15 protein-coding genes and 1 pseudogene are annotated in these 19,964 nt (G+C 68.7%); 4 read left to right on the top strand and 12 right to left on the bottom strand.

What is annotated here, in order from left to right; translation table 11 throughout:
* Nucleotides 1-55: 55 nt before the first annotated feature.
* Nucleotides 56-742: a TenA family protein gene (locus BCY76_RS10580; protein ID WP_085437644.1), complete on the top strand. Its 687-nt coding sequence runs from the start codon at nucleotides 56-58 to the stop codon at nucleotides 740-742.
* Between the two features lie 20 nt (nucleotides 743-762).
* Here the strand turns inward: BCY76_RS10580 and BCY76_RS10575 are convergent, their stop codons facing one another.
* The 6 genes from BCY76_RS10575 to BCY76_RS10550 form a co-directional block, all read right to left on the bottom strand.
* Nucleotides 763-1,704 carry an HNH endonuclease gene (locus BCY76_RS10575; RefSeq protein WP_070159365.1) on the bottom strand — a complete coding sequence of 314 codons (942 nt, stop codon included), beginning with the start codon at nucleotides 1,702-1,704 and terminating at the stop codon, nucleotides 763-765.
* A gap of 64 nt (nucleotides 1,705-1,768) precedes the next feature.
* Nucleotides 1,769-5,425: an ATP-dependent DNA helicase gene (locus tag BCY76_RS10570; RefSeq protein WP_070159363.1), complete on the bottom strand. Its 3,657-nt coding sequence runs from the start codon at nucleotides 5,423-5,425 to the stop codon at nucleotides 1,769-1,771.
* Nucleotides 5,426-5,454: 29 nt separating this feature from the next.
* Nucleotides 5,455-7,887, bottom strand: coding sequence for a UrvD/REP family ATP-dependent DNA helicase (locus tag BCY76_RS10565; protein ID WP_070159361.1), 2,433 nt, complete (start codon nucleotides 7,885-7,887; stop codon nucleotides 5,455-5,457).
* Complete coding sequence (locus BCY76_RS10560) at nucleotides 7,887-8,933, bottom strand: UvrD-helicase domain-containing protein (protein WP_070159359.1); 1,047 nt, start codon at nucleotides 8,931-8,933, stop codon at nucleotides 7,887-7,889. Before BCY76_RS10560 ends, BCY76_RS10565 begins: the two co-directional genes overlap by 1 nt.
* Nucleotides 8,934-9,002: 69 nt before the next feature.
* The gene (locus tag BCY76_RS10555) at nucleotides 9,003-9,854 is read right to left on the bottom strand and encodes a PKD domain-containing protein (RefSeq protein WP_237090100.1); all 852 of its coding nucleotides are present in this window, start codon (nucleotides 9,852-9,854) and stop codon (nucleotides 9,003-9,005) included.
* Nucleotides 9,855-10,135: 281 nt separating this feature from the next.
* Nucleotides 10,136-10,600, bottom strand: coding sequence for a DUF6318 family protein (locus BCY76_RS10550; RefSeq protein WP_070159356.1), 465 nt, complete (start codon nucleotides 10,598-10,600; stop codon nucleotides 10,136-10,138).
* 322 nt (nucleotides 10,601-10,922) lie between these two features.
* Between BCY76_RS10550 and BCY76_RS10545 the strand changes: the two genes are divergently transcribed.
* On the top strand, nucleotides 10,923-11,666 hold the full coding sequence (locus tag BCY76_RS10545) for a 3'-5' exonuclease (RefSeq protein WP_237090099.1): 744 nt from the start codon (nucleotides 10,923-10,925) through the stop codon (nucleotides 11,664-11,666).
* A gap of 12 nt (nucleotides 11,667-11,678) precedes the next feature.
* Nucleotides 11,679-12,137: a hypothetical protein gene (locus BCY76_RS10540; RefSeq protein ID WP_070159354.1), complete on the top strand. Its 459-nt coding sequence runs from the start codon at nucleotides 11,679-11,681 to the stop codon at nucleotides 12,135-12,137.
* 42 nt (nucleotides 12,138-12,179) lie between these two features.
* Here BCY76_RS10540 and BCY76_RS10535 read toward each other — a convergent pair whose 3' ends face one another.
* A complete protein-coding gene (locus tag BCY76_RS10535) occupies nucleotides 12,180-13,148 on the bottom strand; it encodes a formylglycine-generating enzyme family protein (protein ID WP_083277404.1) in 969 nt (322 codons plus the stop codon).
* A gap of 98 nt (nucleotides 13,149-13,246) precedes the next feature.
* Between BCY76_RS10535 and betC the strand changes: the two genes are divergently transcribed.
* A complete protein-coding gene (gene betC, locus BCY76_RS10530) occupies nucleotides 13,247-14,851 on the top strand; it encodes a choline-sulfatase (protein ID WP_083277400.1) in 1,605 nt (534 codons plus the stop codon).
* Between the two features lie 101 nt (nucleotides 14,852-14,952).
* Here betC and hemL read toward each other — a convergent pair whose 3' ends face one another.
* From hemL to BCY76_RS10505, 5 genes and pseudogenes are all read right to left on the bottom strand, one after another.
* The gene (gene hemL, locus BCY76_RS10525; RefSeq protein WP_442935357.1) at nucleotides 14,953-16,278 is read right to left on the bottom strand and encodes a glutamate-1-semialdehyde 2,1-aminomutase; all 1,326 of its coding nucleotides are present in this window, start codon (nucleotides 16,276-16,278) and stop codon (nucleotides 14,953-14,955) included.
* A 30-nt stretch (nucleotides 16,279-16,308) separates the two neighbouring features.
* A pseudogene (gene hemB / locus BCY76_RS10520) lies at nucleotides 16,309-17,291 on the bottom strand (porphobilinogen synthase).
* Between the two features lie 206 nt (nucleotides 17,292-17,497).
* Nucleotides 17,498-18,217: a uroporphyrinogen-III synthase gene (locus BCY76_RS10515; RefSeq protein WP_170922660.1), complete on the bottom strand. Its 720-nt coding sequence runs from the start codon at nucleotides 18,215-18,217 to the stop codon at nucleotides 17,498-17,500.
* A gap of 105 nt (nucleotides 18,218-18,322) precedes the next feature.
* On the bottom strand, nucleotides 18,323-19,627 hold the full coding sequence (locus tag BCY76_RS10510) for an FtsX-like permease family protein (RefSeq protein WP_085437641.1): 1,305 nt from the start codon (nucleotides 19,625-19,627) through the stop codon (nucleotides 18,323-18,325).
* On the bottom strand, nucleotides 19,624-19,964 hold a 341-nt coding region (locus BCY76_RS10505), incomplete at its 5' end, for an ATP-binding cassette domain-containing protein (protein WP_139827737.1). The genes BCY76_RS10505 and BCY76_RS10510, both read right to left, overlap by 4 nt.

Below are 19,964 nucleotides of genomic sequence, written 5' to 3'. Positions count from 1 at the left end.
GGTGAGATGCTGAGTGGGTCCCTGACGCCTGACTCAGTACACCTAGGATGTTGCCATGACTGGCGTTCCGTTCACCACCACTGCCGATGTCCACTCCGAGTCCTTCGCTGGCCGGCTGCGGGCCGCCTCTGCAGAGGACTGGGAGGCCGCGGTCCATCACCGGTTTGTGGAGGAGCTGTTCGCGGGAACGATCAGTGATGAGGTGCTCGCGCGCTATCTGGTGCAGGATTATCAGTTCTTCGACGCCTTCGTGGCGATGCTGGGCGCCTGTGTGGCGACCACGGGCTCGCGAGCCGCGCGGCTGCGCTTCTCCCAGCAGTTGGGGATGCTGGCAGCTGACGAAGACGGGTACTTCCGGCAGTCCTTCGCGGAGTTGGAGGTGCCGCAGCAGGAGGTGGAGAACCCTGCATTGGCCCGCCCCACGGAGGAGTTCGTGACGCAGATGTGGGAGGTCGCACACGCGCGGGACTACGCCGACCTGTTGGTGGTGTTGGTGATCGCAGAGTGGCTATACCTGGATTGGGGCGAGTTGGACCGTGAGTTGCCCACGACGCCCAAACACCGCGGTTGGATCGATCTTCACCGTGGAGATGAATTCCGCGCCTGGACCCAGTTCCTGATCGATGAGCTCAATCGCGTGGTCCCTGACCAGGACGACGATGCGGCCGCGCGCCTGGCAGATCGCTGGCACCGGGTGGTGGGCATCGAGCGCGCGTTCTTCGACGCTGCGTACGAGGCGTGAAGTGCGGTAGTCACCTCACACTAGCCAACGGGCGCAGCATCCTTGAATGTATCGAATCGCGCCTCCACATAGTCACGGCGCGGCTGCCACTTGCGCGGCGTGGGGAGAACCCGCAAAGACTGCCCTTCATGGCCCTGCAATCCGTGCCTGAGCATCGGTCCGTCGACTTCTTCAAGAATGTCCCGTCGGATATGGATCCGGTAGTCGGGAGAGATCCCCATAATGTTGGCGTCGTACGCGGCATGGTGGATTTTGCACATGGCCAGCCCGTTATTGACGGCGGCACGCCCTCCATCGCTGTCGGGGATGACGTGGGCGGCGTCAAGTAGCGAGCCATGCCTGAGTTCACAGACGGCACACCGGGTTCCATAGGCCGCCAACACGATTGCTCGGAAGTCTTCCTGATGGTCCCGAGACATGATCATTCGTTTAGTGTGCCTGGTGGCGATCTCCACGGCATTGGGAGCGAAACCGATGTCGACAGGTGACCCTGGTGTCCACGTCTGTGAGACGTCCAGGAGGAAGTCACCCTGCGCCGCGTCGTACCCGACCACATAGGTGGGATAGATAGCGCGGTACTGGCCTTGCGTAATACCTCTGAAGTAGACAAGGGGCATCCTGAGCTCATGAGCCTTGTGTAACCATCCGTTGTGAGTCTGGTTCGTGGCTTGTTCTTTGTACCGCGCGATGCCGTCAATAGGCGTTCCATCGTCATATACGAACTTCCGGTCGGTCCGTGCCTCCTCAGGCTTTGTCTTGATGGACAGCGCAGCCGACATGACACGAGGCTTAAAGATCCCCTGCGGACGCAGCGCCAAGGCCACTCCATACGGATTCTCCTGGCTAAAGGCCAGAATGTCCTGCCATGTCAGTGCTTCGTGACCTCCCCTGGTCTTTCGATCGAGCCAGGAGAATGCGTAGTCGCGAATAGCTGCATCGAGTTCGAGGTCTTCACTGCCCATGAGCTTCTCCAGTCTGATGCCGGTGCCTGAACGGTAGTCCTTCTACGACTGCCTGACGAGCGCCTTACTCCCCGAAATGTCTCCGGGCCCCACGGATGTGCGCTTCCAATGCGTCCGCCTCGGGCAGGTCTGTGCCGGGCACCGTGACCCCGTGCTCCACGTAGAAGAACGAGGCCTCGATCTGGTCCAGCGGCACCCCGTAGAGCCGATGGAAGGCCAACCGGTACACCGCCAGCTGCAGCTGCTTCTCCGTGAGGTCCTTCCCTGTGGGCACCATGCCGGTCTTCCAGTCGACCAGGTGCCACTGGCACTGCTGCATCTGAGCGTTTCGTTCTGCACTCGGCATCAGCTCCCAGCGGTGGTGGTCCTGAGCGGTGAGGTCCCGACCGTCCTGGTCACGGCCGAAGACGGCGTCGATCCGGCCGCGCACTACCACACCATCGATGGAGGTCTCCACGGGGATCTCGGCGGCGTACAGCTGACGCTGCGCCCACTCGGTGTCGGTGAACTGGTCCTTGACCTGGGCGAGGTCGAAGGCGTCGTCGAGCTCTTCATCCCCCCTCCCCGGCTCTTCGATGTCCGGGAGCCGACTGCGGGTCTGGTAGAACTCCTCGATCCATTCGTGCATCACCGTGCCGCGGCGGGCCGCCTGAGAGGGCTTCACCGGCACGGGCCGGCGGGCGAACTCCGCCACGCCTTTGGCGTTCTGCGCGAGGCCGACCACCCCGGAGACGCTGATGTGTGACGGGAAGGAAGGTAAGCCGCTCCCCCGCCGCTGGGAGCGCACCCTGTCGACGATCCACTGGGCTTCCTGCTCCCAGGGCGTCAGCTCGGCCTGGGCCTGAACCCCGGCGTCGGCCTCCAGCTCGGCCGCCGCGGTGCGCACCAGGTCGGCCGAACGTGTGAGGGCCGGGCGGCGCCCCGGTACCTGCGCTGGGGCTTCGATCAGCTCCATCGTCGCCAGCCGGGCCTCACCTTCAGGCGCTTCCTGCTTCCGGTAGCGGGCGATGGGCATCGGAGCCAACGGATCATAGGGCCAGTGCGCCCCAAGCACCTGCCCGGCCAACGGGTTGGCGGTGAGGTCCTCGACCTCGGCCCACGCCAACCGGTTCTGACCAGCCCCGCCGTCGGCGTCGACGACCTCGCGGATCTCTTCCAGGAACTCGGAGGGCTCCTGGCCCTTGCTCGGTCCGTAGAAGCAGGCCCCCGTGCAGATCAGCAGGTGCCTCGCCCGGGTGACCGCCACATAGGCCAGGCGTCGCTCCTCCTCCCGGGTGAAGTCCCGGACGTCCTGGGAGTAGACGGGGTTCTCCTCGGTGAACTGCTTCCAGGCGCCGAACCCGGCGGACACAGCCCAGGCCCGCAGCTCCTCCTGGTCCGACTCCCACTGCGGGATGCTGCGGCGATCACCGCGGAGACGGGCCGGCAACATCCCGTTGCTTCCGGTCCAGCGATCAGCCTGCTTGCTGGGGAACTTCTCCTCCCGCAGGCCCGCCACCACGACCACATCCCATTCGAGTCCCTTCGAGGCGTGCACGGTCAGCAGCTGCACCGCCCCGGGCCGGGGCTCGACGTCGGCCTGCTCGAGTCCTCGCTCGCGCTCCTCCGCGGCATCCAACCAGTCCAGAAAGCTGCGCAGGTCCGGGGTGGTCTCGGTAGCTGCGTAGCCCTCGGCCTCATCGATGAGCGCATCCAGCTGCCGAGCCGCATGGTGCTGCTCCTCCCAGGGCCGGGCGGCGACCTCAATGTCCAGGCCGGTGTCGCTGATGACTCGTTGGATCAGCACACCGATGTCCAGCCCGGTCCACTGACGCAGACGCCGGATCTGATTCTTGGCCAGCACCAGGCGGCGATGGCCCTCAGCCGACAGTCCGAGCCTCTCCGCCTGCTGCGGGTCGTCCTGGAGACGCTCCAGGGCTTCCACCAGGGACGAGCGCTCGTCCATCTCCAGTGCAGTGGACTCGTACCGGTCCTCCGCATCCGCACCGTCGGCGGTCTCCTGGTCGGCATCGGTTCGCAGACGCAGACCTTCCAGGTCACGGGCCGCACGCTGCAGCTGGACCAGGTCCTTGGGCCCGATACGGTACCTAGCTCCGGCCAGGATCCGGATCAGCGCATCAGAACGGCCGGGGTCCGCCACCACCCGGAGATAGGCCAGCACTTCGGCCACCTCCGGGGTCCTGAGCAGCCCGGAGAGCCCCACCAGCTCGTACTCGATGCCGGCGGCCCGCAGGTGCTCCGCCACCGTCTCCAGCTGGGCGCGGGTCCGGGAGAGCACCGCGCAGCTGGGACGGTCCGCACCAGGCAGCACGTCAAGGGTGTCAGCCAGCTGGGCGGCGATGGCCTGGGACTCCTCCGCCTCGGAGCTGAACCAGCCGACGCGGACCGTGCCGTCCCCCGCGCCGTCCGGGGAGCTCAGAGGCTTCAGCCGGGCACGCAGATGCGCATTGTGCTGCCGCCAGGGCTTGCCCAGGGAATCGGCCGAGTCCGGGCGAAAGGGCTCCACGATCCGATTGGCGACCTCAAGGATGGTGCGGCCGTTGCGCCAGGCGACGGTCAGCTGCTTCAGATCGGCGGCTCGGCGGTCCCCAGTGGCCGGATCCACAGCAGGGAAGGCCTGGGGGAAGTCGAAGAGCTGCCCGGCTGAGGCGCCGCGGAAGCCGTAGATCGACTGGTTCGGATCCCCCACAGCGGTCACCGCGTGCCCCACGCCGCCGGATTCTCCGCGCCCGTCGATCCCGGCGCCGTACAGGTGGGAGAACAGCGCCAGCTGGGCGAAGGAGGTGTCCTGGAACTCGTCGAGCAGCACCACCTTGTACTTCTCGCGCTCGGCGGCTCCCGCGCTGGGCACGTCCATGGCGATCTGCGCGGCGAAGCGCAGCAGGTCCCCGAAGTCCATGAAGCCCTCGTGACGCTTGGCCTCCTGGAAGCGACGCACCAGCTCTGCCATTTCGCGGCGCACACGCAGCGACTGGGCGAGAGCGATCTGTTCCTTCTTCGGTGAGGCCCCATCGGCGACCCACCCGTCGTAGCGGGCGAGCTCCACATCCAGGTGAGCCTCGACGTCGTCGGGGGTGCGCAGATGCTCCGCACAGTCCGAGGCGAGCTGCATGACCTGGCCGGCGAGGTTCCCCGCAGACTGCTCCGCGTCTACGAGCACCTGGGCCCGCTCGTAGCTGCTGGCGATGCGGTGCACCATCTGCCAGGCCTTGGCCTCCCCGATCAGCTGGGTCTCCGGCTCCAGGCCGATGTGCAGCCCGTACTCTCCTACCAGGGTGTTGGCGTAGGAGTGGTAGGTGGACACCGCCGGGGTCAGCAGCTCCGAGATCGACTGGGTCCGGGCGTCGTCGACAAGCTCCGGAGGGACGATGTCCTCGGGGGCGATCAGGTCCGCTTCGATGAGCTGACGCAGCCGCCCGGTGATGCGCTCCTTGAGCTCACCGGCGGCCTTCTTGGTGAAGGTGACTCCGAGGATCTGGTCGGGCCGAACGAGGCCGTTGGCGACCAGCCACACGACCCGGTCCGCCATCGTGGCGGTCTTCCCCGAGCCGGCGCCGGCGACCACGAGCATCGGATCAAGGCCGGCTTCGATGACGTCCTGCTGCTCCGGAGTGGGATAGAGACGCTTCTCCGGCGGGGTGTCCCGCTGGAGGGCGTCGGCGATGTCCCGGGCGCTGTGGCGGACGGTGGCCACACGGGCAGCGGAGTCTGCGTCGGGCACGGGGTCTCCTGTGGCGAGAGAGGACGAATTCATGGCTGGGTCACCTGCTTCGCGTCAGTGCAGAGCGGGCAGAGGGCGCCGATCCGGCAGCCCCGTCCTTGGGAGGCATGGAAGGCGTCGTACCGGGCCCCGGACATCACCTGAGCCGCCAGGGTGACCTGCTCCAAGGGCCAACTGTCTCCCTCCCCCAATGCCGTCTGGCCCTGGAGATCGATCTTCTTGACCCCGGTCCCCACGTGCAGCAGGGCCGCACCCAGGCTGCCGGAAGGTCGCTCGGGCCGTGCTGTGCCGGAGCCCTGGTCCTCTCCTGCCGCGCTGGTCAGGGCCTGATCCACCGCTCCCAGGGAGACCAGCAACTGGTAGGCCCCGAGCTGGGCGTGGGTGACGATGTCATCCTTGGTGGGCTTGCCGCGCCCGGTCTTGAGATCGATGACGAACAGTTTCCCGTCGGCGGTCCGCTCGACTCGGTCGATCACCCCGCGGATCTGGACCGTACGGGTCAGGTCAGGCCGAGCCTCCGGAGTCACGGCACCGTCCTCGTCAGTGTGCTGGACCTCGGGCACGGGTACCTCGAGGGTGGCCTCGACCTGCAGCTCGCGGGCTTCGACCTCGCGGCCCTCCTGCTGGGCGGCCCGGAAGTACTGGGCGAGCTTGCCGATCATGGTCTCGGCCCGACGGCGGTCCCTCTCAGCCTCCCAACCCTCGTCCCGGCCGAGGCTGTGCCACCGTTGCTCGAGCTCCTTGAGCAGCACGTCCACTTCCGTCTCGGTCGGGTGATGTTCGGCGATCTCGTGGATGAGAGAGCCGAGCATGCGGCTGAAATCGGTGGCCTCCACTCCCCCGGCGGCACTGGTGAACCACTGCAGCGGGGACTCCACGGCGGTCTGCACGCTGGAGGGTGAGACCCGCACGACGTCCTCGGGGCCGAGCAGCGGATCCTCGGTGCTGAGTTCAGGGAGCCCCCACCACTGGTCCGGGTGGGCTCCGGTGAGCCCGTCGTGCGCCAGCCGGGCGAGCGCCCGGGCGGCGGCCTCACGTTCCTGCTCATCCGCCGGTGAGGCGGTGGCGCCGTCGAGCTCGCGCTGGAAGCTGTGCTCCAGGTGGCAGCGGAGCTCCGCGATGAGCCGCGGGGCGGTGATGGGCCGTGGGATGGCCGATCCGCGGGCCGTGCGCTCATTCGGGGGGACCACCAGGTCCAGCAGCATCGAAGGGCTCTCCTCCTGCCCGTGGACGGCGACGGCGAAGAGCCGGCGCTTGGCGCGGGAGACGGCGGAGGCGAAGAGCCGGTACTCGTCCTGCAGCACGGACATGCGTTTCACCAGCGGAGACTGTGCAGAGGTGTCCGTGCGGCCTTCGACGACGTCGACGAGCTGGCCCCCGCCGAGAAGCTGACCGCGGGGGTTGAGGTTGGGCCAGGCCCCCTCCTGGAGTCCGGTGAGGATGACCGTGTCGAATTCGCGGCCGGCCGCACTGGCCGGGGTGAGGACCTCCACCGCCTGATCCCCGGCGGAGGTCTTCGCCAGAGTGTCCATGGGCAGCTCGAGGCGCTCCATGTGGTCCACGAACGCCTGAGGCGTTGCTCCCGGGTTCTGGTCCGCGAAGCGTTCAGCGGCCTGAAACAGCGCCATGACAGCGTCCAGGTCCTGATCCGCGACCCTCCCTTCGGCGGTCGGCTTGCGGGAGACACCAGCCCAGTGGGCGCTGACCCCGGCCGCGTCCCAGATCGCCCACAGCAGCTCTTCGGGCCCCGTGGCAGCATCGAAGGCCGCTCGCCCGGACCGGATCATGGCGGAGATCCGTGCGGCGCCCCGAGTCAGGTGGCGGTAGCGTTCCTGCGCCTGCACTGCGGCGACGACCGGGTCCTCTGGGGTGTTGATGGCCGCACACAGCAGCTCGTCCGAGCTGCGCGGCTCGCCGACGGCACTGCGTCGTTCCTGCTGTCGCAGCACCTGGCGCAGGTTGCGCAGGGTCATGGAGTCGGCTTCCCCGTACCGGCTGGTCAGCAGGGTGAGCGCCTCAGGCAGCTCGACGGGCTGTGCCTCGGGATCGGCGACGACGTCGAGGATCCGCAGCAAGGGATGGACAGCAGGCTCCTGGTTGAGGACCACATCGCTCATGGACTGCTGGACGGGGACTCCCTGGGCCTGGAACATGCGCACGAGGCGCTGCAGCATGGCCCCGTTGCGCGCGATGACGGCGATCTCGTCGAACGGCACACCGGCCCGGTGGTGACGGTCCAGGACCTCCTGGAGGACGAACTGCTCGGCCAGGTAGTCCTGGGGCACGATCTCCACGGCGCAGGAGCCGGGTGCGGCGTGCGGCGCAGTGTCGGCGCCGTCGCCCAGGAGCTTCAGCCACGGCTGGCGGGGCTCCTGGGGGCCGATGGGAGCGAGGCGACGGACTGCTCGCGCGTAGGCGCGGCCCACCTCGGGGGCGATGCGGTGATTCCCCCGCAGCACCATCACTGAGGGGCTGCGCCGGGGAGTCCGCCGTGCGGGTCTGGGGTCATCGCTCCGGAGACGCTGCGCCGCACGACGCCGTCGATCTCCAGGTCCGTCTCCGGGTTGAGCGTCATGCCGCTGCGTTCTGCCGATTCAGCGGTGAGGCGCTGCGGGGCGATCGTCCAGCTGCGCAGCTTGTCGGGGCGAGCGCCGCGGAACCCCTGCACCGCAGTCTCTGGGGTGGCGAAGGCGATCACGTCCTGGCCTGCTCCGATGAGTCGCAGCAGACGGAACACGCTGGGGGTCGCCTCGTGGACGTCGTCGACGACCACCCGTTGCAGCCGGACCCGTTCATCGTCGAGGAACTCCGGATTCTCCTCCAGCAGGTTGCAGGCCTCGTTGATCAGCCCGGCGGGGTCGAAAGCGTCAGCGTTGGAACCGGCGTCGAGGTCCTCGCGGTAGCTCTCATAGAGGTCCGCAGCGGCCCGCCATTCAGGGCGGCCGCAGGCGTCTGCGAGTGCCCGCAGCTGGCCCGGGGAGACCCCGTACTCGGCGGCGCGGTCGAAGAGCTCACGGATCTCCTTGCGGAATCCGTCGGTGCCCGCCGCTTCACGGAGCGCGGAGGGCCAATGAACGGCGGCCAGTCCCGTGGTGGGGTCCGGCGCGAGCAGCTCGCGGATGATGCTGTCCTGCTCAGCACCGGAGAGCAGGCGTGGCTGCCGGGCTCGGAAAGAGAGGATCTCCCGGCGTCGCGCCTCGCCGAGGAGCCAGAAGGCGTAGGAGGCGAAGGACCGCGACGGCTGCTCCGAGAGCGACCCGCCCCGACCGGTGCTGTCGCGGCGCGCCCAGGAGGTCTCGATCTCGTCCCGCAGCGCCGCCGAGGACGCCCGAGTCGGCGAGAGCACGAGGAGCCGGTGCGAGTCCAGGCCGGCTTCCAGATGCCGCAGGGCCAGTTCAGCGGTCAACGTCGACTTGCCGCTGCCAGGGCCCCCATGAACCAGGACGGGGCCGTGTCCGGGCTCGGCGACTGCGGCGAGGACCTGACCTTGGGACGCATCGAACTCCATGCCACTCATTCAATCAGAGGGGTGTGACATGTCTGGTTCAGGGGGAACAGAGCCAGGTGATTCCGGGAATCAGGGATGCTCGCCGATCCAGTTGCCGTGCTCGTCATACTGATCCTGGAAGATCTTGGGCGGCCTGTCTCCGGGATCCAGTTCCACCGGCCCGTTGCAACCCCACTCCTCCTGGCTCCGGCAAGGACCCGAGACATTGCGGCTGGACTGTCGCCAGATGTCGGCCTCCCCCGGCGACGAGGCGACGTCCGAGGCCCCCGGGATCACGACCCACTCTCCGCCGTCGACGCGGTACTGGCCGGAGAACGTCGTGGTCAGAGTGACGTCGAAGACCCCGGTCTCGGTGTACACATGGCTGGTCGGCGTCTCGGCATCCGTCTTGTCCACCGGTTCACCCGCCCAGTACTCCGGCAGCGGCTCGCCTGACTGATAGGTGGTGCGCTGGTTCCCGTCGCCGTAGTCCCACTGGAAGCTCTCAGGGATCGCGCGGATCTCCACGTCGAAGCCCAGCAGCTCCGTCTCGACGATCTGTTCCTCCACGTCCGCGAACATGTGCGTGTGCCGATTGAGGTACCCGAAACCCAGCAGCGACTCTTCGAAGGACACCGAGCCGCCGTCGATCTGCAGAGTCGAGAACTCCTCCTCGACAGCACCCGGCAGCTGGGCGAGAAGGTCGACGACGTCATCCTCGTCGTCTTCGGCGCCCTCAACTTCATCGGGCTCGTCGGCACGCTCAGGGCGATCGACGCAGTAATAGCCCTCGTTGCCGTCCTCGTCGGTCCCTACGGCGACGTCCTGGTCCTGTGAGAAGCATCGACGGTCAACTCGCTCGCGGCAATCCAATCGACCACCACCGATCTCGTCCAGACAGTAGGGGTCGGGAGTTTCTACTTCCGAAGGAGGCTCCTCCACCGACTCAATCTCGACTGGGCGATCAACTGTGTCCTGGTCAGGCGATACTGGATCAGAACCGGGAACCGGCGCACGTTCCTCGATGACCTCCGGCAGAACATCTTCAATCCCAGTGATGCTCACACCATCCTCATCGATATCACCGATGAACCTCTGGTCGAACGAAGGCGCAGAAGTTGCATGCCCTGCAGTTGCAGACAGTCCGAGCGAAAACACCATGAACCACAGACACGCTACGCTCAGCACTCCGACACCCGGACCATGGCCACGACAGCGCACGTTCACTCCGCCTGTTCCACTGCCAGCTCACGAACGAGCCATGATCCATCCTCGTAAACCAGAATCGCTTCACTCACGTCGTAGTGCTTCCCACCGCCCTCGCCTAGGACCTGTCCCACCTCATAAAAAGTGAACTCGCCTTCGTGGACATCCAAGAGGATCGTGTAAACGCCGTCTGCGGCCTCTCTGGCGTACGGGCTATCGATGGTTGTGCTTTCAGCGTCATACCATCGATCGCCGGATTCATACGCTTCGGTGAGGCGATCTGCGACATTCGTGCAATGCTCACAGTCTTGCGAGGATAGGTCCCACAACGGACCGTCATCACCGGTGAGCTGCAGATAATGGCGTGCTTCGAACCATGATTCAAGAGCCGCCAGCGCCCCCTCCTCGGTCTCCTCATAGACCTCGTCGGGTACCTCCGGCTCGGGCCAGTTCTCGGCTGGTCCGGCCGAGGAAGCCGGCACCGGGGTCGGCTCCTCCCCAGCCTCGGCACCTTCCCCGCCGTCGTCGGCTGATCCGTCGCGCCCTCCAACTCCTCCGGCTCCTGCTCCGTCCCGCAGGCGACCGCCGTCATGCCCAGAAGCGTCACCATGGCCAGCGACCCCACTCGCCGCATGGCACCAGACTCCGTGAGAGTCACAGTTCCCTCCACCCTCTCGTCATGTTCTGCCACCACCACACCCTAGACAAAACGCAGGCCGCGCGTCGGAGTTCTCGCTGCGCCTGTGGACAACGCCCCGCCTGAGTCGCCCCAGCCGTGTCACACCCCCGGGATAGTGTGGAGGTGTGGACAACCCGATGCTCTTCGACCTTCCCGCCAACGGCGACTCCTGGCACCTGGGCCGCCGGGTCGGCTTCGACCTGGAGACGACCTCTCGTGACCCCCGGGTCGCCCGGATCGTCTCTGCCGCCGTGGTGATCTTCGAACCTCACGACGAAGTCTCCCCCGGCCTGACCGCGCCCGCCTCCTCCGTCCGAGTGCAGGAGTGGCTGGTGAACCCGGGTGTGGAGATCCCGGCCGAGACCACCGCCATCCACGGCATCACCACCGAACGGGCACAAGCCGAGGGCCAACTGGCGGCCGAAGCGATCCCCCAGATCGTCTACGCGCTCTCCCAGGAGTTCGCCTCGGGCACACCGGTAGTCATCTTCAACGCCCCCTATGACCTCACCGTCCTGGCCCAGGAGGCTCAGCGCCACGGCGTCGGTTTCCCCACCGCCATCCCGGTCATCGACGCGCTGGTCATCGACAAGCAGGTCGATCAGTTCCGGCGCGGCAAGCGCACGCTGGGGCACCTCTCCACGCACTATCAGGTGGAGCTCGACGACGCCCACTCGGCCGCCCCGGACGCCTGGGCCGCCGTCGAGGTCGGCAACGCCCTGGCCGCTCGATACCCGCAGATCCAGATCCCCGCAGCGGACCTTCATCAGCTGCAGATCGGCTGGAAGGCCGAACAGGCCGCGTCCCTGCAGGAGTACTTCCGCAAGACCCGCCCGGACGCCGTCGTAGACCCGAGTTGGCCCATGTGATGAGGTGGTTCCATGGCTGATTCACAGACAGCACAGATTCAGGACGCCTCCCCGGAGAAGCCCGCGCTCGGGGCGCCCCATGACGGCTGGGCCGCGTTTCTGCTGACAGTCTCCGCAACCGCCTTCTTCTTCGGCCACGGGTCCCTGCCGGTTCTCTCCGAAGACCGCTCAACCGGCTACTGGATCCTGTTTCTCCTGAACACCGTCCTCTTCGGTGGTGCCGTGATCGGGTCCATCCACTACTGGATGCGCTCCCACGGCGCCACGCGCCTCACCGGCGCCGCGATGCCGATGATGGCCCTTACGGCCGCCCTCATGGCCGTGCTCATGTGGGTGCTTCCGCATCTGCGCGACTCCCTCAACAGCCACGTCGGCTACGCCCTCGCCTGCCTGGCCATCGCCACACTCGCCGTCGCACCGCTGCAGTCCGTGATCTCCCACGACCCCCAGAAACACTCCGAACTCACCTGACCTCATCATCCCGACGCCACAGACCCCGCTCCGGCCCCGAGATCACCGACTCAACGCCACCCGGAACCCGGCATGCCCCAAGGACGTGTCCGCCGTCGCGGAGCTGCGCGCCGAGGTCCGGTATCTCCGGCAATAGGACTCGTGGCACATGTACGACCCACCCCGCATCACCGGCTCGTCCGAGTCCCCAGACCACCTGCTCGCCGTCCATTCCCACACATTGCCGGTCACGTTGAACAGTCCGTAGCCGTTCGGCTCGAAGGACCGTACCGGAACCGTCCCCACCGGGCCGCCCGGCTCATCCGGGAAGGTGCCCGGGAAGATGTTCATCCGCCGCACACCGTCCGGGTCGCGCACCACACCCCACGGGTAGGGCTGCTGGTCCAGACCCCCGCGGGCGGCGAACTCCCACTCCTGCTCCGATGGCAGACGGGCGCCCAGCCAGGCCGTATAGGCCACCGCGTCCCGTTGCGAGACATGGGTGACCGGGTGGTCCTCTCTGCCACGCACCGAGGACCCTGGCCCTTCCGGGGTGAACCATGTCGCCCCCGGCACCTGGCACCACCAAGGAGCCTCCGCCACCCGGGGCAGCCGTTCAGCCGCCTGGGGCGCCAGGTTTCCGGCGAACACCAGGGAGTCCCCACACCGCTGAGCATCGGTGACGTGCCCGGTGGCCAGCACGAACACCGCGAACTCCGCCACCGTGACTGTGGTCGCCGAGATCGCGAAGGGCGCCACCTCCACCGACCGCACCGGTCCCTCCCCGTCCTGCGGGTAGGCCAGCGCATCCTCACTGCCCATCCGGAAGGCCCCGCCGTCGAGCCCCACCAGGGCCAACTCGTCCGGAGCCGCGGCGGCCAGTGTCTCCAGCTCAGCCCTGCTGGGGCCCGGCACGGCAGAGCCCACCGCACCGCCGTCGTCGGATAAGACATCAGAAGCCGCGGGAGAAGCAGGACCGGACGCCCCACGGGAGGCGGCACAGCAGGGAGGCGCATCATCTGTCGAAGCCATCCCCACCACCTTAACCATCGCGAACATGTACGCTGGCCACGGCCCGTGCCTCCACGGGCGTCCACACTCACGCGCAGACCCAGAAGGAGGGATGCAGGATGACTGAAGAGCACGTCTCCCACCACGACGGAACCGTGTCTCCCCCTGCTGACGGAGCTACCGTCTCCCCTCCGAACATCGTGGTCATCCAGGCCGACCAGATGGCCGCCCAGGCCCTGGGCGCCTACGGCGACGAGGCAGCCAAGACGCCGCACATCGACGCGTTGGCCGCCGAGGGCGCGGTCTTTGACCGGGCCTACTGCAACACTCCGCTGTGTGCGCCGTCCCGTGCCTCGATGATGACCGGCACCATGCCCTCCGAGCTGGGCTGCTTCGACAACGGCGATGACTTCGCCTCCTCCGAGCCGACCTTCGCGCACCACCTGCGCAACGCCGGCTACCACACCGCCCTGGTGGGCCGGATGCACTTCATCGGCGCCGACCAGCACCACGGATTCGAGGAGCGGCTCACCACCGACGTCTACCCGGCGGACCTGGACATGGTCCCGGACTGGGACCTGCCCTTCGACCAGAAGCTGCAGTGGTACCACGACGCCGAGGCCGTCTTCGACGCCGGGGTCTCAGAAGCCTCGGTCCAGCAGGACTTCGACGACGAGGTGGCCTTCCGCACGCTGCGCCATCTCAACGACCGGGTCCGGGCCCGCCAGTGGGCCGAAGCCCACGGAGAGCAGGCCCGGCCGTTCCTGATGGTGTCCAGCTTCATCCACCCGCATGACCCCTACGAGCCGCCCCAGGAGCACTGGGTCCGGTTCGGCGACGGAGACATCCCGGACCCCGCCCATCCGGAGGTCCCGGACCCGGCCTCCGACCCGCACAGCCACCGGCTGCGGGCGATGAGCGGCTTCGACCTCCGGGACCCCGGCATCGACGAGGTGCGGCGGGCCCGTCACGCCTACTACGCGGCCGTCAGCTACATCGACGACCACGTGGGGCGCATCCGGGCGCAGCTGGAGAAGCTGGGGCTGATGGATAACACGGTCATCATCGTCACCTCCGACCACGGCGACATGCTCGGTGAGAAGGGCCTCTGGTACAAGATGTCCCCCTACGAGCAGTCCGCACGAGTCCCGATGATCATCCACGGACCGGAGCACCTGGTGCAGAAGGGCCGGTACCGGACCCCGGTCTCTCTGCTGGACCTGATGCCCACGCTGCTGCAGCTGGGGCAGGCCCCCGCGGCAGAGACCCGCGGGGACTCCATGCTGGAGATCGCCCGGAAGGAGGCCGCCGGAGAGCTCGACCCGGACAGCCGGGACGTCGTCATCGAGTATCTCGCCGAAGGCACCGTGCGCCCGCAGCTGACCATCGTCCGTGGGCCGCACAAGTTCATCACCTGCCCCGGCGACCCGGATCAGCTGTTCGACCTGCAGGCCGATCCTGACGAACTGCGCAATGTGGCCGACGACCCGGCCTACGCCGACGTCGTCACCGCCCTGCGCGGTGAGCTGGACGCCCGCTACGACCTCGCCACGCTCGAAGACCAGGTCCGAGCCAGCCAGCGCCGGCGGCGTCTGGTGGCCGAGGCGCTGAGCAAGGGTCAGGCGCGCAGCTTCGACTTCGACCCGGACCCGGAGCAGCGCTACGTGCGCGGAGACTTCTGGTCCGCCCTGAAGTACGGCACCATCCGCCAGTCGGCGAGCTGACGCAGCCCGCAGAACAACGAGTGGCCACGAATCACGGCATCTGGGGCTCTGACACGGCGTGTCACCCCGGAGATCCGGTGATTCGTGGCCACTCGATCTGTCTATGCGGCTGCGGCAGCCTCGGCCGCCTTCGGCAGGGCGTCGAGGATCCGCTGGACGGCGGCGTCGTCGTGGGCGGCGGAGAGGAACCAGGCCTCGAACACGCTGGGCGGCAGGTACACCCCGGCCTCCAGCATGGCGTGGAAGAACGGCCCGTAGCGGAAGGCCTCCTGAGCCTGCGCCTGCGCGTAGTTGCTCACTCCGGCGGCCGAGGTGCCGAAGGCCACGGAGAACAGGGAGCCGACCTTCTGGATGGAGTGGTCCACCCCGGCGGCGTCCAGCGCCTCTCCCAAGGCGGAGGCCACGACGTCGGCCTGCCGGTCGATGTGCTGGTACACCTCCGCGGTGGCGTGCTCGAGGGTGGCCACACCGGCGGCCATCGCCACCGGGTTTCCGGAGAGCGTGCCCGCGTGGTAGACGGGCCCGGTGGGCGCCAGGTGCTCCATGATCTCGCGCCGTCCGGCCACCGCGGCGGTGGGAAGCCCCCCGCCGATGACCTTCCCGAACGTGAACAGGTCCGGGAGCCAGCCCTCCACCCGGCCGGAGGCGCCCCAGTACCCGGCCTCGGTGATGCGGAAGCCGGTCATGACCTCGTCGAAGATCATCAGCGCACCGTGCCGGGAGGTGATCTCCCGGATGAAGGCGTTGAAGCCCTCCCCCGGGGGCACCACGCCCATGTTCGCCGGGGTGGCCTCGGTGATGACGGCGGCGACGTCGTCGCCCCGCTCGGCGAAGACCTGCTCCAGGGCGGCGCGGTCGTTGTACTCGATCACGATGGTCTCGGAGGCCTGCGCCTCGGTCACCCCGGCCGAGCCGGGCAGCCCCAGGGTGGCCACGCCTGAGCCGGCGGCGGCCAGCAGCCCGTCCGAATGCCCGTGGTAGCAGCCGGCGAACTTGATCACCAGGTTCCGTCCGGTGGCGCCTCGGGCCAGGCGGATGGCCGTCATCGTGGCTTCCGTGCCGGTGGAGACCATGCGGATCATCTCCGCGCCGCGCCCGGCCTCATCCTGAACCCGGGAGCGCACCAGCTCGGCCAGTCGCGTCTCGGCGGGATGGGAGGTGCCGAAGCCCAGGCCGGCGTCGACGGCGGCGTGCACGGCCTCGATGACCTGCGGGGGCTTGTGCCCCAGCAGCGCCGGCCCCCAGGAGCCGACGAGGTCCACGTACTGCGTGCCCTCGGCGTCGGTGAGGTAGGGCCCCTCGGCGGAGACCATGAACGCCGGGGTCCCTCCGACCGAGCCGAAGGCCCGCACCGGGGAGTTCACCCCGCCGGGCATCAGGTCGCGGGCGGAGTCGAAGAGCTGCTGGTTGGTCTGGGGGTTCGTCACGGAGTCCTCTCGCATCACAGGGTCTACAGGTCAGGAATTCTCGCGCAGCCAGCCGGCGATCTCGGCGGCGTGATAGGTCAGCACGTTCGTGGCGCCGGCGCGGCGGATGGCGGTGATGGACTCCAGGATCACGGCCCGGCGGTCGATCCACCCCCGGGCGGCGGCTGCTCGATCATCGCGTACTCACCGCTGACCTGATAGGCCGCCACGGGCACGTCGCTGATCTCGGCGACGTCGGCCAGGATGTCCAGGTAGGCGGTGGCGGGCTTGACCATGATCATGTCCGCACCCTCGGTGATGTCCAGCTCCGCCTCGCGCAGCGCCTCTGTCCGGTTGGGCGCGTCCATCTGGTAGGTGCGTCGGTCCCCGGAAAGCTGGGAGTCCACCGCCTCCCGGAAGGGACCGTAGAAGGCCGAGGCGTACTTGGCCGAATAGGCGAGGATCGGCACGTCCTGGTGGCCGGCGTCGTCCAACGCCTGGCGAATCACCGCCACCTGGCCGTCCATCATGCCGGAGGGCGCGACGACGTCGGCGCCGGCCTCGGCCTGGGCCACACCCATCTGCGCGTAGATCTCCAGCGTGGCGTCATTGTCGACCGCCCCGTCGGCGGTGAGCACCCCGCAGTGGCCGTGGTCGGTGAACTCGTCCAGGCAGAGGTCGCTCATCACCGGCAGCTCCTCCCCCACACGCTCCTTCACCGCCCGGATGCTGCGGTTCAGGATGCCCTCCGGGTCCAGGGATGCCGTGCCGGAGGCGTCACGGACGGCGGGGATTCCGAAGAGCATGATCCCGCCCAGGCCCAGCTCACGCGCCTCATCGGCGGCCTCGAGCAGCGTGGCCTCGGTGTGCTGCACCACCCCGGGCATGGAGCTGATCGGGCTGGGCTCGGTGAGCCCCTCGCGGACGAACACCGGAAGGATCAGATCGGCCGGGTGCAGCCGGGTCTCGGCCACCAGGCGGCGGAGTGCAGGGGTGCGGCGCAGGCGACGCGGGCGGCGGGCGGGGAAACTCACGCAGGAACTCCTGGGGTCTGGTGGACAGGACACGGCGGACTGGTCCGAGGGACACCCGGCACATGCGGCGGCACTGCCAGCGACATCCCCGCCCATTCTAGTGAAGCGGCCGGAGCGCTGCCGTCAGCTGCCCTGAGTGTTCGCGCACAGCGCCCGGGCCCCATCCCGACGACGGCACGCCCCTCACCCTCGCCGCAGCGCGCGCATCACCGCGCCGGCCGACACCCCGTCCAAGGTGCGTGCCGGGAGCCCCAGCTCAGCCAGCGCGACGGCGTCGGCCGCCCGATCGCCAGCAGCCGTGGCCTCACGCCGTCGGCGAGCTTCAGCTGCGACCACGCCCGGGCCGCGGACGAACTGGTGACCAGCACGACGTCGGCGTCGGTGAGATCTCCCGGCCCCAGGGCCCCGGGGTCCTGCGACGGCGGGAGACCCCCGTCCGTCACCCTGCTGACCGTCTCATAGGCCGTCACCTGGGTGACGTCACGACCGGAGGCTCTCAGCCCCTCCACCAGCTGCGGCCGGGCCTGCGCCGACTGCGGCAGCAGCACCCGCTCTCCGGGCTCAGCGTCCGGGAGGCAGGTGAGGATTCCCGCAGCGCTGGCCTCGCGGTGCGGCATCCACACGTCTTCGGATCCGCGGGGCAGAGCCTGGGCGGTGCCAGACCCGGTCACCCCGATCCTGGTCCCCGACGGCACAGTGCCGTCCCAGCCCGCCTGCTGCAGAGCCCAGACGGTGGTGCGTGATGTCAGCAGCAGCCAGTCGACACGCCCCGCGGCCAGGTCGGCGACGGCGGCCTGCAGCTCCCCAAGGTCCTGCGGCAGCCGCTGCTCGGTCACCGGGAGGAACCCGACGTCGACCCCGACCTCGCGCAGCCCGGCCTCCAGCTGCCCGGCCTGATGGGGCCAGCGGGTGAGGACGATGCGCACAGCGACTCCTGAGAAGTGGTCGGCGGACAGGGCCTCTCCGAGCCTAGTGGCATCGGTCCAGGACGGCCCAGTCCGCAGCGGCCCGCTCAGTCCGAGGCCGTCTCCTCAGACGGCGATGACCCGACGAAGCGTGGGTCGGCTGGCGAGCACGCCGAGCAGCACCACCAGCACACCGAGCACCAGCACCCCGGCCACGGTGGCGGCTGAGGCCGGAGCCAGCAGCACCGCAGCACCCACCAGCGGCAGCGCGGTCGACGCCGCGGCCAGCACGGCGATGAGCACCACCGCCAGCAGCGAGCGCATCACCGCCAGCCGGCGGATGGCCGCCAGCTGGGGCAGTTCGAAGCCCATCTTGGCCAGCGAAGAGTACAGGTCCCGCCGGTCCAGCACCTGGGCGGTCTGGCTGATGCCCACCGCGCAGGCTGTCATCACGAACGACACCGCCAGCGTCAGCAGCACGCCGCGCTGGACATCACCCAGCAGCATCAGGTCCGTGGGGTCCACCGAGCCGCTCGCCCCGAGGGAGGCCAGGCCCATCCCGGCGCCGGCGATCACCCCCACATAGGTGGTGATCGCGACGCCGCCGACCTGCTGCCACATCTGCTGCGGCGACTCCAGCACGCTGCGCGCGGCGATGAGCCGTTCCGCCGTCCCCGCCCGGCGGAGCTGCCAGCCGGTGACGATCTTCAGCACCCACGGCCCCAGCAGGTGGATCGCCACCAACGGCACCGCGATCGCCGCCAGCACCATGGTCAGCACCACGGCCATGGACCCCACGCCCAACACCTGAGCCAGCGTCTGGGCTATCACGAAACCCGCACCGGCGACGAGCAGGCGTACCCAGTGGACGCGTGCCGGGAGGGTGCGGGTGCGCACGCCCAGAGGCGTGATCTCGATGCGTCGCATCCCGACCGCCGCACTGGCCACCGCCACCAGCACCAGCACGGCCGCGGTGCCCACCAGCATGAGCGGGCCCATCCACAGCCCGTCCACCCCCATGCGTTCGCCGGCGAAGGGCAGCAGCCCGACCAGCGGCATCAGCGCCAGGTACAGGACGGCCCCACCGACGACGCCGGCGACCGCCAGCACCGCGGACTCGGCCAGCGCCAGACCGCGCAGCTGACGGCCGGAGGCTCCGAGCAGCCGCAGGCTGGAGAGCCGTTCGTCCCGACGGCGGGCCATCAGCCGCGCCGAGGACGCCATGAGGAGCACCATGGGCACCGTCAGCAGCACCAGCGCGACGGCGGCCAGCACCATGTAGAGGCCGGCCAGCTCCCCCTCGATCCGGAAGAACCAGGCCGCCCCGCCCACCACCATGTAGGCGATGCCGCTGGTGATCGAGAAGGCCGCCACCGGCAGCGTCCAGACCTCCCGCTGGCTGAACAGCCGAGACAGGAACAGGCGGTTCATGCGGCCACCTCCGCGGAGTCGTGGACCACGCGGCCGTCCTGCAGGCGGATCAGCCGCGAACAGCGGGCGGCCACGGACTCGTCATGGGTGACCATGACCAGCGGGGCTCCCCGCGAGACGGTGGAGCTCAGCAGGGCGTCGAGCACCGACTCGGAGGTCGCGGAGTCCAGCGCACCGGTGGGCTCGTCGGCGAACACCACGGCCGGCTCGTTGACCTGGGCCCGGGCGATGGCCACCCGCTGGGCCTGTCCGCCTGAGAGCTGCCCGGGGCGGCGCTGCTCGAATCCGGCCAGGCCCAGGGCGGCGAGCCAGCGCGCCGCTGCTCGGCGCGCGCGCG

It is taken from the genome of Nesterenkonia sp. PF2B19 (genome assembly GCF_001758425.2).
GTDB lineage: Bacteria > Actinomycetota > Actinomycetes > Actinomycetales > Micrococcaceae > Nesterenkonia > Nesterenkonia aethiopica.
This window is presented reverse-complemented; position numbering and strand designations above follow the sequence as displayed.

Bases quoted from the DNA above. Each gene is read 5' to 3' on its own strand.
- betC (WP_083277400.1), top strand. From the start codon at position 13,247: ATGACTGAAGAGCACGTCTCCCACCACGACGGAACCGTGTCTCCCCCT.
- BCY76_RS10510 (WP_085437641.1), bottom strand. From the start codon at position 19,627: ATGAACCGCCTGTTCCTGTCTCGGCTGTTCAGCCAGCGGGAGGTCTGG.
- BCY76_RS10575 (WP_070159365.1), bottom strand. From the start codon at position 1,704: ATGGGCAGTGAAGACCTCGAACTCGATGCAGCTATTCGCGACTACGCA.
- BCY76_RS10565 (WP_070159361.1), bottom strand. From the start codon at position 7,887: ATGGTGCTGCGGGGGAATCACCGCATCGCCCCCGAGGTGGGCCGCGCC.
- BCY76_RS10540 (WP_070159354.1), top strand. From the start codon at position 11,679: ATGGCTGATTCACAGACAGCACAGATTCAGGACGCCTCCCCGGAGAAG.
- BCY76_RS10560 (WP_070159359.1), bottom strand. From the start codon at position 8,933: ATGGAGTTCGATGCGTCCCAAGGTCAGGTCCTCGCCGCAGTCGCCGAG.
- BCY76_RS10580 (WP_085437644.1), top strand. From the start codon at position 56: ATGACTGGCGTTCCGTTCACCACCACTGCCGATGTCCACTCCGAGTCC.
- BCY76_RS10535 (WP_083277404.1), bottom strand. From the start codon at position 13,148: ATGGCTTCGACAGATGATGCGCCTCCCTGCTGTGCCGCCTCCCGTGGG.